The organism is Hamadaea sp. NPDC051192 (genome assembly GCF_040682475.1).
Taxonomy (GTDB): domain Bacteria; phylum Actinomycetota; class Actinomycetes; order Mycobacteriales; family Micromonosporaceae; genus Hamadaea; species Hamadaea flava.
This window is the reverse complement of the sequence record NZ_JBFBAZ010000070.1, coordinates 1-15,928: the sequence shown is the minus strand read 5'-3', so window position 1 is coordinate 15,928 and position 15,928 is coordinate 1. Positions and strand designations below refer to the sequence as shown.

The window sequence follows — 15,928 nt, the reverse complement described above, 5'->3', positions numbered from 1 at the left end:
GGAGCGCTCGAAAGTGAGAATGCCGAGTCCCCGCTTCCTGATCGGGCTCGTGCTCGTCCTGGTCGTCTGTGTCGCCGCGGCCTGGGTCCTGACCCGGGGCGACGGCGGTGGCGGCGGCGCCAGTGGCGGTACGCCGGAGGCGGTCACCGTCAACTGCGTGGGCGGTTCGGAGAAGACCGAGCTGATGGCCGACCCGGACGTCAAGCGCATCCTGAAGGACACGTATGGCGTCACGGTCGGCTTCAACCCGCAGGGCTCCTACGACCAGGTGCAGTTGAGCACCGAGGACCTGAAGAGCCGCAAGATCGACTGCCTGTGGCCGTCCAGCGCCAGCGCGCAGAACGTCTTCGAGACCAAGCACACCGGCGCGTTCGGCGAATACCGAGCCGAGACCGTGCTTCAGTCCCCAGAGGTCGTGTACGCAGGCCCGCAGGGAACCGAGGCGCTGGTCAAGGCCGGGCTGGTGGTGAAGCGGTCGGAGCGGTACTACATCGTCGACCTGAAGAAGCTGCTCCTGGAGTACGTCCTGAAGCGCAAGACCTGGGACTCGCTGGGCACCGCCGACCTGCACGGGCCGATCACCGTGTCCAGCACGGACCCGGCCCGGTCCAACAGCGGCTTCACGCTGACCCAGCTGGAGCTGAACATCATCGCCACGGCCGACGTCTTCCAGGCGCCCAGCCTGGCGCAGGCCAAGAGCGTGCTGCCGACCATCCGCGCGCTGTACGACGCACAGGGTCTGCAGGCGGCCAGCTCCGACGCCGGTTTCCGGCAGTGGCTGACCCAGGGCGCGAAGTTCCACGCCCCGCTCTACGCCGGCTATGAGAACCAGCTCATCCAGCAGGTCGTGCAGATGGGCGCGTCGAGCGCCGGCGTGCTGAAGAACGTGCGCATCCTCTATCCCGACCCGACCATCTACAGCGATCACCCGATCCTCGCGCTGGACGCCGCGGCCGGCCGGTTCATCGACGCGATGAAGGACCGGCAGATCCAGGAGATCGCCTGGCAGAAGTACGGCTTCCGGTCCAGCGTCCAGGTCGGGATCAACGACACGGCGGTCTTCAAGGATCTGCCGCTGGCCGACCAGATCCGTACCACCACCCCGCCCAACGCCGAGGTCACCCTGGCGTTGCTCGCCTGCGTCAAGGACGCGAAGGAGTGCTCCTGATGTCTCAGCCCACCGAGCTCGCGATCGACTTCGGCAGCATCGTCGGCGGCCCGGCCGAGCCCGCCGTCGGCGCCGCCGATCAGGCCATCACCGCGCTCGTCGCGACGGGTGAGCCGAAGCAGCTGGTCTGCGCCGAGATGCTCACCCCCGCTCAGCGGGAGCAGGCGGCCGCCCTGGCCGAGCAGCTCTACCCGCAGATGCTCGCCGACACCGACAAGCTGGCGAACTTCGGCTCCGGCGCGATCGAGGGCGTGAACACCCAGGTCTCGCGGATCTTCCGGGAGGTCGGCCCGGTCAAGATCCCCGAGCTGACCGCGATCATGCACGAGATCAACGACCGGATGCGCGAGTTCCGGCACAAGTACGACCCGACCGACCCCAAGCTCCGCGAGACCTTCGACAAGTTCATGGACGCGGTCAAGGGCATCTTCCGCAAGGGCCGCGACCTCGTCGAGATGCTCTTCGAGGAGGCCCGCTCGGTCGAGCAGCAGCTCGACCGGATCGCCGGCACGCTGGTCGAGAAGCAGCACCAGCTCAAGCGCAACGTCGTGCTCTGCGACGAGCTCTACCGGGCCAACGAGGCCGCGATCGGCCAGCTCGTGGGGGCCATCGCCGTCATGGAGCTGGTACGCGATCTCGCCGTGGCCGAGGCCCGGTCGATCGTGATCGACCCGAACGACGTCGACAAGCGCGACAAGGAAGAGCGGCTGTCGCGGGTCACCGAGTTCGTCCAGGCGATCGAGGTACGCGTCAACGAGTACCAGCAGCGCCTGTTCGTCGCGTGGTCGACGTCGCCGCAGGTCCGCAACATCCGGCTGCTCAACTACGGGCTGGGGCAGCGGCTGGCCCTGCTGGTCAACCTGACCATCCCCACGATGAAGCTGACGATCGCCCAATGGGGGCTGCTCCTGCAGGCCAACCAGGCCGCGCAGATGCAGCAGGCGGTCGCCGACGGGGCCAACGAGGTGCTCTCGGCGTACGCGTCGGCGTCGGGCAAGGCCGTCCCGGAGATCGCCCGGATCATCCAGACCCCGACCGTCCGGCCGGAGACGATCCTGGAGGTGGCCGCCTCCATCGACGCCCAGGCCAAGGGCATCGAGGAGGCCGTACGCTTCGGCCAGCAAGCCCGTGCCGAGGTGGTGACCGCGATCGTCACCGCGCAGGAGTCGATGTCGGCCAGCTCGCAGCAGCTGTCCCGCAGCGTCGTCGAGCTCGTGACCAAGGCCCGCAAGCCGCTGGAGCTGCCGGCCGCGCCGGAGATCCCCGCCTCGGTGATCGAGAGTTCGGCGACCGTCGTCCACTGAGCGGCGTCTGAGGCAAGGGTGGACTTCCCATGGGGAGCCCACCCTTGCTTACTTGGTGAGGCGGCGGCGTCGCAGGCCGAAGGTGAGCGCGGCGCCCACCGCGAGCAACGCCACCCCGACCAGGGTCGGCGTACTCGCGCGCAGGCCGGTGTCCGGCAGGCTCGGTCCGGTCGGCGACGGCTTCGCCGACGGGCTGGCCGACGGCGCCGGTGTCGGGTCGAAGTCGGTGAACTGGCTGGTCGCGCCGTCGGTGATGGTGACCGCGTCGGCGTACCCGTCGGCCGGTCCGGCGACACCCGAGCCCAGGCCCAGCTGGGCCAGACCCCACGCCCCGGCCGGATACCGGGCGACGAACTCGGCCAAGGTGCACCGGGTGGCCTGTACGCAGAACCCGTCGGTGGTGTTGGACTGCCAGACGATCGAGTCGGGCCCGAGGGTCCACTGCTGCCACCGGCCCGGCGTGACGGTCCCGTTGTGCCGGGGCTCGAAGCTCAACGTGGTGAAGTTCTGCGGGATCGGCGTCACGACCTGGAACCCGGCGAACCGCAGCGTCGGCGTGAAGGACTCCGGATCACCGGCGGCGACATAAGTGGAATAGGACGCCGACAGCGCCGACCAGGGCCGGGTCCGCACCTCGCCCAGATCCGTCCCGGCCAGGGCACGGTCCGAGGTCCCCTCAACGTGCAGTTGGAGGCTGCCGGTTCCGGCGGGCGGCGTACCGGGGCCGGAGACGATGGTGACCGAGCCGCCCGCTGTCGTGTCCGGGAGGACGGCCCAGTTTCCGCCCGGCAGGCTGTGGACCGTCCCGGCGGCGGCAGCGGTCGCGATCGTCAGAGCGACCGCCAGTCCGGCAAGCCCGCTGGCGGATATACGACGAATGCGGCAAAGCGTGTACACAATGCGTGAACATACGCTAATTAGCCCAGCAAACGATGATGCAACGCTGAGGTACTTTGGCGATCATGCAACCTCAGTCACGGCGGGACGCCGGCATCACCGCGCTGGTCCTCGGCTTCTTCGGATCGGCCTGGTTCAGCTGGGGCGGCGCCAATCCGCCCGGGTGGCTGACCCCGCTGCTCATCATCGCCAGCTACGTCTCGCTGGCCGTCGCCGTCGTCGGCGCGATCGTCGGCTTCCGCGCGCCCAAGTCGACCGCGGCCATCCGTGACCGCGAGTCCGGCAAGCGCTACGGCATCATCGTCGGCATCGAGTTCGGCCTGGCGGGCGTGGGTGCGGCGATCCTCGGCGTCACCGGGCAGGCCGCGTACATCCCGGTGTGGATCTGCGCCGTGGTCGGCGTGCACTTCATCCCGCTCGCGCCGGTGCTCAAGGACCGGCTCCTGGTCCCGCTCGGCGTGGTCGTCACGGCCGTCGCGGTGGTCGCTCTGATCGTCGGCCTGACGACCGACGTCGAACCCAGCACCATCACCGGGGTGGGCGCGGGCCTCGCGCTGCTGACGGTCGCGACGGTCGAGCTGGTTTCCACACTGGTACGCGGAAAGGACTCGACCGCCGCGGTCACCGACGCGTGACCGGATCCAGGCCGCCGATCTTGATCATGTGGGCTACGAAGGACGCGGCGTTGTCCGCTGCCGTCCTCTGGGCCTCGTCGGTCTTGTTGAAGCCCCAGTCACAACAGGCCTTGACGACACACCATTCCACCCGGCCACGGATGGCGGCGGCATAGATTCCGGCGGCCTCCATCTCCCCACCGATCGCTTCTGGATAGCGCTTCTTTATCTGGGCCCGGTACGCCGCAGAGTTCACCAAGACACTCTCGGAAACCATGGGGCCGATGTGTACCGTGGCTGGGCCGGCCCAGTCGAGCGAAGCCGACCGGAACCGATCGAGAAGTGTCGCGGATGGATGGACTGCGCCACCACGATCGACGAGCCTGCCCGAGATCTTCTGATGCGCGATCAACTTGATTTCATTTGCGACGAGCACGTCTCCAAGGCGCTGAGGACTCCGGGCGTCGTCATCCTTCAGGCCGTAGCAGATGCCTTCCAGGATGAGAAAGTCTGGCTTGATCTTGTCGATGAGCTCTTGGGCTGCCGGGCCGGCGGAGTCAGGAGTCACGGTGCCCTGCGCAACGTGCGCCAATGTCACGTCAGTACGGCTGATCTGACCGAGTTCGTACACCGTGTGATGTTCGAGGTAGACCCGCCCAAGCGCCGCGCCGGTGTGCTCGGTGATCGCCTTGATCGTGGCGTCCCGTTCGACATCCGCCGCGACAACGAGGAGCGCCCGGCTCTTGTCTCGCACGGGCTGTTTCATGGTCGGCACGGACTCGACAGGTTCCTCGCGGAGGCTTCCAAACGCAGGACTGTGATCGCCGAACGTGACGGCGCCCGCGTTCATGCTTCCGATTGAGGTACTGCGTCCCTCTGTCATGACGTCTCCTGATTGTTCGGCGTGCCAGAGTGTGGAGGCGGGGGTGAACCTGGCGCAGTCCCTGTCGCCGAGCTGTTGTTACCGAAGGTCACCGCACCGCTGGTCAGATTGTTGATGATGTTCTGCTGGAAGTTCTGGATGATCGTGGCTGACGATCGGGCAAAATCGTCGGGATCGATGCCTAGCTCCGTCAGGTACTCGACCACGGCGTCGACGAGGCGCCGTTGAAGCCGTTCGGCCTGGGCCATCATGTCGACGAAAGTGTTGTAATGAAGCCGTTGGTCCAGCGCGAGATGCTCGCGTAGAGAGGTTTGGGCGCCGAAGTCGAATTGGTCATGTGCGATGGCTCGGCGATCGGCGAGCCGTGTGACGCGTTCGGCGAGTGGAGCGAACATCACGGCCGCGGCCCGAGGGATCGCGCCCAGTGCAACGGACCAGTAGGAGCGGGTTCCGGAGCGTATGCCGGCCCAGGCGGCGAGCGGCTTTCTCGACGGCACGGGAGTCAATGGCCGCCTGGGCATTAGTGGGTCTCGGCCGGCGCGAGGTATCTGTATCGTCGATGCGTCTTTCTCCTCCCGGGGCCATGTCACCGGGGGCAGCGCGTAGATTGCGACCTCAAGCTGGAGCAGGTCGTGCTCCAGCATGGCGCGGACGAACAGCGTTACGACCACATCGCCGTCGAGCTGGGTCGCCTTGAGACAGAGATATCCGCGTTGGTACTTGCGCGGGTCGCGGATGCGTTCCAGGATCAGTTCCTCGGCCACCGCCGTCACGGGCGGTCCGGTGCGCCGTTCCCGCAGATCAGGATCGCTGATTAGCGACCGTCCGTCTACATAGAGTCGATGTTGCCCCTCGAGCCCGGGTATCTCAAGGCCGGCGGCGCGGTGTAGTCGTTTATGAAGTTCGACGACGTCGAAGGCCCCTGGCTTGACATCTTTATCCTTCGCCTTCGTCACCTTGACCGACGGTGTGGTCCATCGGCCCAACTCATGCCCAGCGCCGACGAACGGGCCAAGTGGTCCCTCGGCCCTATCGCGGGCGTACACCAGCACGTTGCCGGTTGAGATCTCCCATGCCCGTCGCTCAACGGGCTTTTCCTCCTTCTTGACCATGTCTGCGAGGTCGTCTTCGGCGGTCAGGACGCCGCAGGCTCGAACGTACGAGACTGCGGCCGTGACGATGATCACCAGCCAGGTCAAGACAAGACCCAGTCCGAGCACCACGGCGGATTGAGCGGTTCCGCGATGGTTGAATGCGACGGCTGTGGTGATGATCGCCCCACCGAGGATCATCAGGAAGCGCCGCATGAACTGGCCAGTGTTTCGGCGAGCGAATCGCCAAAGTCGCAACATGAGCGAGCGAATGGATATCTCGTTGCGCAGCATCAGTACGCGGGTCGTCCCGGCGAGTATCGCGGTTGTCGCCACTACCGCGAAGCTCGTGACCTTCAAGCCCAGGCTGAGGTATGTGGCGGCCGCCAGAGTGGTCAGTTCCAGGATGCTTAGGAGGAAATCCCTGCGCTGATCTGACCGACGTGCTCGCTTCGCGTGCCTCAGGACGGCGGCGATGTCGACCGCGTAGCACGGCGCCCATGCCGCTCGCCGATGAGCGGGGAAATGTTCTGCGATCTCCGACCGAAGCTCCGGCGCGATGTAGCTGAGCGAGCACAGGCGGCGAGACGGCACGGTCGTCGGGAGGCTCGGCGGCTTGACTTCGACAGCTTCGTCGGTCTCGATCGCTTCAAGATCCGGTCGTTGCCTAGGAAACGGGATATGAACTGTTCCGGTCGCGGTAAGCCAGCGAGTTGCCCACCGTGGTCGGCGTTGGCGCTGGTCCTTCGAGACATCCCCGTACGACATGCCTGCTCCGATCGGCGGAGGACGATGTGGCACGGACGACGGTAGTTGCGAGGGTCATTATTGTCAAGATGACATTTATATGTCTCGCATCGACGGGCATTCGATCAAATTTCGATCGGGTTCCGAAAAATCGGAGGATGCAGGCGTCGTGCTGTCCCACGTCGGTAGGTCGCGGCTGGACGTCCGGTGCCGTGGGCGCGCCGATCGCCGGTCGCTTCGATGAATCCCTCCGTCTTAGTGACCTTGCGGCTGAAGTTGCCCGCGTCCAATGTGGTCCCCCAGACGACCTCATAGACGTGTCGCAGGTCGCCGATGGTGAAGGGTTCGTGGCAGAAGGCAGTAGCGACCGTGGTGTGCTCCAGGCGCGCCCGGGCAAGTTCGAGTGCCTCGGCCAGAATGTGTCCGTGGTCGAACGCCAATGACGCATCGCGGAGGGCGGACGCCATCGAGACCCAGTGGGCGGCGCTGGCATCGGATCCCGCGGTCGGGATAGGAAGATCGGGTGCGATCGCCATGTAGGGAACGCTCACGACACGGCCGCGTGGGTCGCGATCGGGCGCTCCTCGAACCGTCAGCTGCTCGAGTATCAGGTTGCTCGCATCGAGCGAGGTCTCCTCGCGTAGCTCGCGTAGTGCGGCTCGTTCGGGATCTTCATCGTCGCGGAGGAAACCACCGGGCAGCGCCGGGAGACCCTGATGGGGCGGATTTCGTCGCTCAATGAGCAACACCTGGAAGTCCGCGTCTCGCACGGTGAGTATCGCCAGATCTACCGCGATGCGGAGCAGGGCGTGATCCCGGTCTGCCATGGTGCCAGCCTAGCTAAATGTCATGCTGACACAAATGACCCAACGCTAGGCGGAACAGCCGTCCGGGCCGGCCACCCATCGGGCGGCCGGCCCGGAATGAGCGCATCAGCGCGTCCTTCCTAACCGGTGTAGCCGGCGAAGATCTTGCTGAACTCGTAGGGCGCCTGCGCGACGTTCGTGCAGCGGTAGAGCGCGCCGGTGCAGGCGTTGCGGTCGCGGGTGGTCTCCCAGAAGGAGAGCATCCCCAGGTGCTTCGACTGGGCGAAGGCCACCATCTGCCGCGAGTCGGCCTGGTCGTAGACGTGCCCGTCGTCGTTCTGCCCGAGCATGGGGGTGACCCCGACCATCTTCCAGACCTGGGCGTCGGTCTTGGCCGGATAGAGCGTCTTGAGCTGGGCGAAGGTCGAGTTCGCGGCCTGGACCGCGAGGTCGCCGTAGTCGCCGGCGCGGTAGTAGTCCATCGCCATCACGTTGACCAGGTCGAGGTCGACCCCGGCGTCGCGCGCGGAGCGGACGACGTTCAGGCCGTCGGCGGTCAGGCCCTCGGGCAGCACCGGGAGTGTCAGCGAGATCTTGAGGCCGGGATTGGCCTGCTGCAACGCCGCCAGCGCCTGCGAGCGCCGGGCGACCGAGGTCGGTTCGGCGGTCGCCGAGCCCTCGATGTCGAGGTCGATGTACTTCAGGTTGTAGGCGGTCACGACGGCCTGGTACTCGGCCTGCACCGCGGCGACCGTGGAACAGGCCTGGGCCAGTTCGATGCCGGTCGCGCCGCCGAAGGAGACCTTGACGTCGCCGCCGGCCGCCCGGATCGCCTGGATCTGGTCGAGGTTCCAGGCCTGCCGCGGGTCGTACGCGTTGAACCACATCGCCTTGCACGCCGACGCAGTGATGAAGGCGAGCGTGAAGCTCTTCAGGGTGCTGCCGCTGGCCAGGTCGGTCAGCACCGGAGTCGGCCAGGCGCCCAGGTCGACGTAGGGCGCGGTCGGCAGGCCGGGCGCGGTCGGGCAGCCGGAGGTGCTGGCCGACACGGGCGCGCTGGCCGTGGACTCCCCGTCGGCGTTGTACGCCGCGACGCCGTAGCTGTGGCTGGAGCAGGTGGCCAGGCCGCTGATGGTCGCCGTCGTGCCGGTGACCGTGCTGCGCAGGGTGGTGCCCTCGTAGACGCGGTAGCCGGTCGCGCCGGTCGAGGCGGCCCAGCCGAGCGAGATCGAGCTGCTCGTGGTGCCGGTGACGGCCAAGCCGGTCGGCGTCGCCGGGCCGGTGGGCGTACCGCCGCCGCCTCCGGGGCCGTCGAGCGAGACGTCGTCGGCGTAATAGGTGCCGGTCCCGTACCAGCCGTGCAGGAAGACCTGGACGCTGGTCTGCGCCGCGCCGGTGGTGAAGTTCACGGTGAGCCGGGTGTACGCCGCAGCCGACGGCGTCCAGGTCGAGGCGCCGCCGACCACGCCGAGGTAGACGTAGCTGCCCTGGACCCAGCCGCTCAGCGCGTACGTGGTGTTGGGTTGCACGGTGACGGTCTGGGTGCACTGGGCGTTGTCGGCGGCCGACGCGGCTCCGGCCAACGCCTTGCTGCCACTGTGGACGGGCGTGCTGACGACCGAGCCGAGGCCACCCGAGCACGACCAGGGGGACAGGGCGCCGGTCTCGAATCCGGGATTGCTGAGCAGGTTGGCCGCGTACGCCGGTTGTGCTTCGACGGCGAGGGAACCGGCCAGCACCAGGGCGAGCGCGATGAATCGAAGCTTTCTCATGCGTGCATTATTAATAAACTTTCCTTACTGTGTCTATAGGTGTCGTTCCGGGGTCGGCGGCCACCGGTCACCTAGGCTCGACCCGAGGGGGTGGCCGATGATTAGCCGGATCGGGCTGGTCGTACACGGTGGACGGGAGCAGGCCGCGATCACCGCCGCTCAGGTCCGCGCCTGGGCGGGGGAGCACGGCATACCGTGTGTCGAGGTCGACGTGTGGAACGCGCCCCCCGGGGACGGGCGGCTGCACAGCGCCGAGGAGGCGGCCCGCGCCGGGCACCCCGACCTCATCGTCACCATCGGCGGCGACGGCACCTTCCTCCGCGGCGTACGCGTCGCGATGCACGCCGACGCCCTGGTGCTCGGCGTCAGCGTCGGCCGGGTCGGCTTCCTCACCGAGGTACGCCCCCAGGACGTCGTCGCGGCGCTCGACGCGGTCTATGCGGGGCACGTCGAGGTGGAGGAGCGGCTGACGTTGACGATGCGCGCCTCGCGCCCGTTGTCGATCCCGCCCGACATCAAGTCCTACCTCAAGTTCGGCCGGGGGCCGATGCTCCCGCCGCCCGAGCCCCGCCTCGGTACGCCGGAAGAGGTCGGCTGGGGAGTCGCGCTCGACATCACCGCGCTCAACGACGTCGTCTTCGAGAAACTGGCGCGCGACCGGCTGGCCAGCGTCGCCGTCTACGTCAGCGGCCGCCATTTCGCGTCGTACTCGGCCGACGCCCTGGTGGTCGCGTCGCCGACGGGGTCGACGGCGTACAGCTTCGCGGCGGGCGGGCCGGTGGTGTCACCCGGCATCGACGCCCTGATCTTCACCCCGGTCGCCCCGCACATGGCGTTCAACCGCAGCATCCTGCTGGACGCCCGGCGGGAGCGGGTCGGCGTACTGGTGCTCGAACGGTCCGGCCGGGTGGCGGTCACAGTGGACGGTCAGCTGCGCGGCGTGCTCGAACCCGGCGACTGGGTCTCCGTGTACGCCGCGCCCCGGTCCGCCCGGCTGGCCCGGGTCGGCGAGTTCTCCTTCTTGGGCCGCGTACGCGACCGTTTCGGGCTCGCCGACGCGGCGGCGGCGTTGGCCGACGGTGAGGCGCCGGCGGTCTACCGGCCCAGCGAGCCCATCCCGCCGGACCTGCTGCATCCCGGTCCTTGGGCGAACGTTCCCTAGCCCCGGTTCCGGGGATGGTTGCGGGCGGTGCGCTCGTTGCCGCGCCGATAGTTGCCCGTCCAGCGGGCCATGGTCTCCTGCGGGTCGTCGTCCACCTCGGCCAGGAACTCCGCGGCCCGGCCGCCGCGCAAGGTGGTGGCGGCCCGGCCGTGGTGGGTGATCACCACGGTGCCGTCCGCGCGTACCAGGTAGTCGAATCCGTTAGGTGCGGGCATGTCACTCGCTTTCGGTCCGGCCGGGGCCGACGATCCCCGTCTCGTACGCGAGGATGACGGCCTGAACGCGGTCGCGTAAACCGAGTTTTCCGAGGATCCGGGCGACGTGCGTCTTCACGGTCGCCTCCGACAGGTGCAGCTGCCCGGCCAACTCGGCGTTGGTGTGGCCGTGCGCGATCAGGGTCAGCACCTCCAGCTCCCGTGGCGTCAGCGTGGCCAGGTCCCGGTGGGCGGTGGCGGCTGGGGAGTCCCGGCGGGCGAACCGGTCCACGAGGCGGCGGGTGATGCTCGGGGCGAGCAGCGCGTCGCCCGCCCGCACCAGGCGTACCGAGGCGACCAGTTGCTCCGGCGTCACGTCCTTGAGGAGGAAGCCGCTCGCCCCGGCGGCCAGCGCCGCGTACACGTACTGGTCGAGGTCGAAGGTCGTCAGGATGACCACGCGCGGCTGCTCCGGGCTGTCGCCGGTCAGGATGCGGCGGGTGGCCTCCAGCCCGTCCATCTCCGGCATCCGGATGTCCATGAGCACCACGTCCGGGCGCGTACGCCGGACGGCCTGCACCGCTTCGACGCCGTTCACCGCCTCGGCCACCACCTCGATCCCGTCGGAGGCGAGGATCATCCGGAACCCGGCGCGTACCAGTGCTTGATCGTCGGCGATGACGACGCGGGGGGCGCTCATGGCGTACTCATGGGAATGACGGCGGTGACCCGCCACCCGTCGCCGGTGAGCAGCGGTCCGGTCCGGAGGGTTCCGCCGTAGACCGCGAGGCGTTCGCGGAGGCCGAGCAGGCCGCGGCCGGAGCCGCCGTCGCCCGATGCCCGGCCGCCGGTGTCGGTGACCTCGATGCTGAGCTCCTCTTCTCCATAGTGGACCGAGACGGTGGCCGCGCCGCCCGCGGCGTGCTTGACCGCGTTGGTCAGCGCCTCCTGCACCACCCGGTACGCCGCGAGCGCCTCGCCGCTGGCGACGGCGCGCGCCGTGCCGGTGACCGAGAGGGCGACCGGCATCCCGGTGTCCCGGACCCGGCCGACCAAGGTCTCCAACTGGTCGAGACCGGGCTGCGGGGCGAGGTCGGGCGCCTCGCCGGAGGCCGGCGCGAGCAGCCCCATGACGTGCCGCAACTCCGCCATCGCGGTACGCCCGGCGCCCTCGACCGCCAGCAGCGCCTGCCGGGACTGCGCCGGCGAGATGTCGAGGGTACGCCGGGCCGCCCCGGCCTGGATGACCATGACGCTGACGTTGTGGGTGACCACGTCGTGCAGTTCCCGGGCGATCCGGGACCGCTCCGACTCGACTGCCCGGCGCAGTGCGGTCGCCCGTTCCTCGTCGGCGGCGGCGAGTCGGCGCCGGCTCTCGTCGCTCTGGGCTCGCCAGAGTCGCAGGGCGAGCCCCGCGAGCACCAGCATCGCCAGAACGACGATGCCGACGTATTGATCCGGCACGGACGGCATGCCTTGGCTGGTGGAGCGCCAGGTCAGGAAGGCCAGCACGCCGACGCTGGCGAACGTCGGCACCCGGTAGCGGCTGTACGCGGCCGCGCTGTAGGCCGCGATGACGCAGCCGTAGTAGCAGACCCGGGGGACGTAGTCGATGACCGGGATGGTCAGCGCGGCGATGATCCAGAGCACGGCCAGCGGGTACCGCCGCCGCTGCGTCAGGATGACGCAGGCCAGCAGGGTGACGAAGATCAGGCCGCCCCGGTTCGGGCCCTCCTCGCGAAGGTGCATCACGCCGTCCACGCCGAGGAAGGTCGGCTCGTCGGAGACCTTGTCGAAGACGTAGTCCAGCCCGCCGAACGCGCAGACCAGCGCGAGCGCGATGTCGAAGAGCTGGTTGCGCGCCGTCATCGGCCACGCCGGCCCGCTGGGCCGCAGCAGGGCGCGTACGCGCTCCATCAGCTCACGCTCCGGGGGTTCCGCCACGCGGCCATTATCCGTGCTGGTCCCGGCGCTGCCATCAGCCCGGGGACTACGCCGCGAGGATGACCCCCGCCCAGCGGCGTACGCGATATCGCTCCACACGCGGACGCGGGCCGGCCTGTCCGGTTCCTACCGTGACGTCACTTGATCTCGATATGAGGGAGCACACCATGGCTGTGATCGAACTGCGCGGCGTCAGCCGCCGGTACGACCAGGGACCGCCCGCGCTCGACGACGTGACGCTGACCGTCGAGCCGGGGGAGGCGGTCGCCATCCTCGGCCCGTCCGGCAGTGGCAAGTCGACGATGCTGAACCTGATCGCCGGGCTCGACCGGCCCGACGCTGGGACGGTGTCGGTCGCCGACGTCCGGCTCGACAAACTGGGCGAGGCGGCTACGGCTCGGTATCGGCGCGCGCATGTCGGGATGATCTTCCAGTTCTTCAACCTGCTCGACGACCTGACCGTCGCCGACAATGTCGTCCTGCCCGCACAGCTGGCCGGGATGGGCCGGTCGGAGGCCCGCAAGCGGGCGGCCACCCTGTTGGAGGCGCTCGGCATCGGCCGCCACGCGGGGGCGTACCCGGGACGGCTGTCGGGCGGCCAGCGCCAGCGGGTGGCGGTCGCCCGCGCGCTGATGAACAAGCCGACGCTGCTGCTCGCCGACGAGCCGACCGGCGCGCTCGACAGCGCCTCCGGCGACGACGTACGCAAGCTGCTCACCGAGCTGAACGGGGAGGGGCAGACCCTCGTCCTCGTCACCCACGACGAGTCACTGGCCGCCGCGTGCGCCACGCGTACGGTCCGGTTGGTCGACGGGCGGATCGACTCCGACACCCGCACCCGGATGGGAGCCGCGCGGTGAGCGGACTCAGCAAGGTCGTGCGCTCAGGAGTGGGCCGCCGCCGGGTGCAGACGGTCGTCGTCGGGCTGGCCACGTTCATGGCGGTCGCGGCGGCGGTGCTGGCCGGGTCGCTGCTCGTGGCGTCGACCGCCCCGTTCGACCGGGGGTTCGCCGAGCAGCACGGCGCGCATCTGAGCGCCCTCTTCGACGGGTCCAAGGCGACCGAGGCCCAGGCGGCGGCCACGGCGAGCGCGTCCGGCGTCGCCGAAAGCTCCGGACCCTTCCAGATCATGACCCAGACCCCGACGCTGGACCAAGGCGGCGGTGGCGGTCCTGAGCTGCAGCCGTTGACGATCGCCGGGCGGGCCCAGCCGAGCTCGGGCGTGGACAAGGTGTCGCTCAGCGAGGGGCACTGGCCCACCTCGGCCAGCGAGATCGTCCTCACCGACCAGATCCCGCTCGACTCGAAGTTGATCTTCGAAGACCTGCCCGGCAGCCCGTCCTTCACCGTCGTCGGGTACGCCCGGTCGGTCAGCCAGACCGCCGACGCGTGGGTGCTGCCGGCCGCGATCGCCTCGCTGACCCCCGCCGGGGCGAAGCCGGAATACCAGATGCTCTACCGGTTCACGACGGCCGTCACGGCGTCCGACATGGACACCGCGAAGGCGGCGATCGCCGCGGCCGCGCCGAGCGAATCGCTGCTCGGCAGCCAGTCCTGGCTGACCGTCAAGGAGGGGGCCGACCGCACCGCCGCGTTGTTCGTGCCCTTCCTGATCGCCTTCGGGCTCCTCGGGCTGATCATGGCGATCCTGAGCGTCGGCGGCGTGGTCGCCGGGGCGGTGAGTGCGGCGACCTTCCGGATCGGGGTGCTCAAGGCCATCGGCTTCACCCCGGCCCAAGTCGTCCGGGCGTACGTGTTGCAGGCGCTCATTCCGGCCGCGGTCGGCGTCGTCCTCGGCGTCGTCGCGGGCAACCTGCTGGCCATCCCGGTGCTCGCCGAGTCGGACGAGGTCTACGAGACCGCCCCGTCGGCGGTGCAGCCCTGGGTCGACGTCCTGGTGGTGGTCGCGGCGCTCGTCATCGTGGCGTTGACCGCGCTGATCGCCGCGGCGAAGGCCGGGCGGCTGCGTACCGTGGACGCGCTCGCGGTCGGGCGAGCACCGGCTGCCGGCCGCGGCCGGTTCGCCGCCTCGATCGCATCCCGGCTGCCGCTGCCGCGTCCGGTCAGCCTCGGGCTGGCCCAGCCGTTCGCCCGGCCCGCCCGGATGGCGGCGATGCTCGCGACGGTGATCTTCGGGGCGGCGTCGGTCGCGCTGGCCATCGGCCTGACCGCGTCGCTCACCCTGGTCGAGACCGCTCGCTCGCACGACAAGGCCCAGATCCTCGTGGGGCCGTTCCGGATGGGACCGCCCGACGGCGGGGAGATATCCGGCCCGCCGCCGACCAACCAGGGGCCGCCCCCCGGCCCGTTCGACGCCGGCGGCGCCGATCCCGCCGCGGTGACCTCGGCGATCAACGGAGTGACCGGCACCAAGGAGAGCTACGGCTTGCTGACCGCGCCCGCGACCGTCGCCGGCATCACCGCGGAGGTCGACGTGCTCGCGTACCGGGGTGATCCGCGGTGGGCCGGCTTCGAGATGACCGAGGGCCGCTGGTACGCGGGCGCCGGCGAGGTGATCCTGCCGACGCCGATGCTGACGGCGACCGGGGCGAAGATCGGCGACACGATCACGTTGACGGTGAACAACTTCCACATCCCCGTACGCGTCGTCGGCGAGATCTTCTCGACGCAGAACAACGGGATGCAGATCTTCACCGACATCGCCACCCTCACGGCGGTCATGCCGCAGGTGACTCCGTCGGAGTACTACGTCGGTCTCACCGAGGGCACCGACGTGACCGCGTACGCCAATTCGCTGGAGACAGCGATGAAGCCGTTCAACTTCCACGCCAACGTCAACCCGGGCGGCAACAGCAGTACGCTCGCCGCCCTCAACGCCCTGACCGCGCTGCTGACCGTGATGCTCGTCGCCGTGGCCGCGCTCGGCGTGCTCAACGCGGTCGTCCTGCAGACCCGGGAACGCGTACGCGAACTCGGGGTGCACAAGGCGATCGGGATGACCCCGAAGCAGGCCGTCACGGTGGTGCTCGCCTCGGTCGTCGTGATCGGGCTCGTCGGCGGCATCGCCGGGGTGCCCGCCGGAATGGCGTTGCACGGCGTGATGGTGCCCGCGATGGGCGACAGCGCGGGCGTACGCCTCCCTCCGGCGCTGCTCGACGTCTATCAGCCCTGGCTGATGGGGCTGCTGGCGCTGGGCGGTCTGGTCATCGCGATCGTCGGTGCGCTGCTGCCGGCCGGGTGGGCGGCGCGGATCCGGACCGCGACCGCTTTGCGTACCGAGTAGCCGTTCGCTTCGGGGGTGCGCTGGATCAGGGTTCCGGGTCGAATCATGAAGCAAGATTCGACCCGGAACCCAGATACAGCGGGGCAGCCGTTGATACACAAA

Annotated in this window: 14 protein-coding genes; 6 read left to right on the top strand and 8 right to left on the bottom strand. The window is 69.1% G+C overall.

All coding sequences use genetic code 11. The features are described from left to right. Window positions 1–13: 13 nt before the first annotated feature. The gene (locus tag AB0M47_RS26070; protein WP_363418570.1) at window positions 14–1,168 is read left to right on the top strand and encodes a hypothetical protein; all 1,155 of its coding nucleotides are present in this window, start codon (window positions 14–16) and stop codon (window positions 1,166–1,168) included. Further along, the gene (locus AB0M47_RS26065) at window positions 1,168–2,472 is read left to right on the top strand and encodes a toxic anion resistance protein (protein WP_363418569.1); all 1,305 of its coding nucleotides are present in this window, start codon (window positions 1,168–1,170) and stop codon (window positions 2,470–2,472) included. The genes AB0M47_RS26070 and AB0M47_RS26065 overlap by 1 nt, the downstream gene beginning before the upstream one ends. A gap of 48 nt (window positions 2,473–2,520) precedes the next feature. On the opposite strand, the gene AB0M47_RS26060 is transcribed toward AB0M47_RS26065, so the two are convergent. Continuing rightward, entirely contained in the window at window positions 2,521–3,369 is an 849-nt protein-coding gene (locus tag AB0M47_RS26060; protein WP_363418567.1) for an LPXTG cell wall anchor domain-containing protein, read from the bottom strand. Window positions 3,370–3,434: 65 nt separating this feature from the next. On the opposite strand from AB0M47_RS26060, the gene AB0M47_RS26055 reads away from it, so the two are divergent. Next, complete coding sequence (locus AB0M47_RS26055) at window positions 3,435–4,004, top strand: hypothetical protein (protein WP_363418566.1); 570 nt, start codon at window positions 3,435–3,437, stop codon at window positions 4,002–4,004. On the opposite strand, the gene AB0M47_RS26050 is transcribed toward AB0M47_RS26055, so the two are convergent. The 4 genes from AB0M47_RS26050 to AB0M47_RS26035 all read right to left on the bottom strand — a co-directional run bounded on the left by AB0M47_RS26050 (window position 3,991) and on the right by AB0M47_RS26035 (window position 9,282). Next, window positions 3,991–4,833 (bottom strand): hypothetical protein, encoded by an 843-nt coding sequence (locus AB0M47_RS26050; protein ID WP_363418564.1) that lies wholly within the window; start codon window positions 4,831–4,833, stop codon window positions 3,991–3,993. The genes AB0M47_RS26055 and AB0M47_RS26050 overlap by 14 nt on opposite strands. Before the next feature lie 29 nt (window positions 4,834–4,862). Next, on the bottom strand, window positions 4,863–6,725 hold the full coding sequence (locus AB0M47_RS26045; protein ID WP_363418562.1) for a hypothetical protein: 1,863 nt from the start codon (window positions 6,723–6,725) through the stop codon (window positions 4,863–4,865). 104 nt (window positions 6,726–6,829) lie between these two features. After that, entirely contained in the window at window positions 6,830–7,531 is a 702-nt protein-coding gene (locus AB0M47_RS26040) for an NUDIX domain-containing protein (protein WP_363418561.1), read from the bottom strand. A 119-nt stretch (window positions 7,532–7,650) separates the two neighbouring features. Beyond that, window positions 7,651–9,282 carry a carbohydrate binding domain-containing protein gene (locus AB0M47_RS26035; RefSeq protein WP_363418560.1) on the bottom strand — a complete coding sequence of 544 codons (1,632 nt, stop codon included), beginning with the start codon at window positions 9,280–9,282 and terminating at the stop codon, window positions 7,651–7,653. A 97-nt stretch (window positions 9,283–9,379) separates the two neighbouring features. Between AB0M47_RS26035 and AB0M47_RS26030 the strand changes: the two genes are divergently transcribed. Then, a complete protein-coding gene (locus tag AB0M47_RS26030) occupies window positions 9,380–10,444 on the top strand; it encodes an NAD(+)/NADH kinase (protein ID WP_363418559.1) in 1,065 nt (354 codons plus the stop codon). Here AB0M47_RS26030 and AB0M47_RS26025 read toward each other — a convergent pair. From AB0M47_RS26025 to AB0M47_RS26015, 3 genes are read right to left on the bottom strand one after another with little or no spacing between them, the layout of a single operon-like run. Continuing rightward, on the bottom strand, window positions 10,441–10,659 hold the full coding sequence (locus AB0M47_RS26025) for a hypothetical protein (protein WP_363418557.1): 219 nt from the start codon (window positions 10,657–10,659) through the stop codon (window positions 10,441–10,443). The two genes, AB0M47_RS26030 and AB0M47_RS26025, sit on opposite strands and share 4 nt — an antisense overlap. A gap of 1 nt (window position 10,660) precedes the next feature. After that, complete coding sequence (locus tag AB0M47_RS26020; RefSeq protein WP_363418555.1) at window positions 10,661–11,338, bottom strand: response regulator transcription factor; 678 nt, start codon at window positions 11,336–11,338, stop codon at window positions 10,661–10,663. After that, window positions 11,335–12,582, bottom strand: coding sequence for a histidine kinase (locus tag AB0M47_RS26015; RefSeq protein ID WP_363418553.1), 1,248 nt, complete (start codon window positions 12,580–12,582; stop codon window positions 11,335–11,337). The genes AB0M47_RS26020 and AB0M47_RS26015 overlap by 4 nt, the downstream gene beginning before the upstream one ends. 167 nt (window positions 12,583–12,749) lie before the next feature. Between AB0M47_RS26015 and AB0M47_RS26010 the strand changes: the two genes are divergently transcribed. After that, on the top strand, window positions 12,750–13,442 hold the full coding sequence (locus AB0M47_RS26010; RefSeq protein WP_363418551.1) for an ABC transporter ATP-binding protein: 693 nt from the start codon (window positions 12,750–12,752) through the stop codon (window positions 13,440–13,442). Next, a complete protein-coding gene (locus tag AB0M47_RS26005; protein WP_363418550.1) occupies window positions 13,439–15,826 on the top strand; it encodes an ABC transporter permease in 2,388 nt (795 codons plus the stop codon). The genes AB0M47_RS26010 and AB0M47_RS26005 overlap by 4 nt, the downstream gene beginning before the upstream one ends. The last annotated feature ends 102 nt before the right edge of the window (window positions 15,827–15,928 follow it).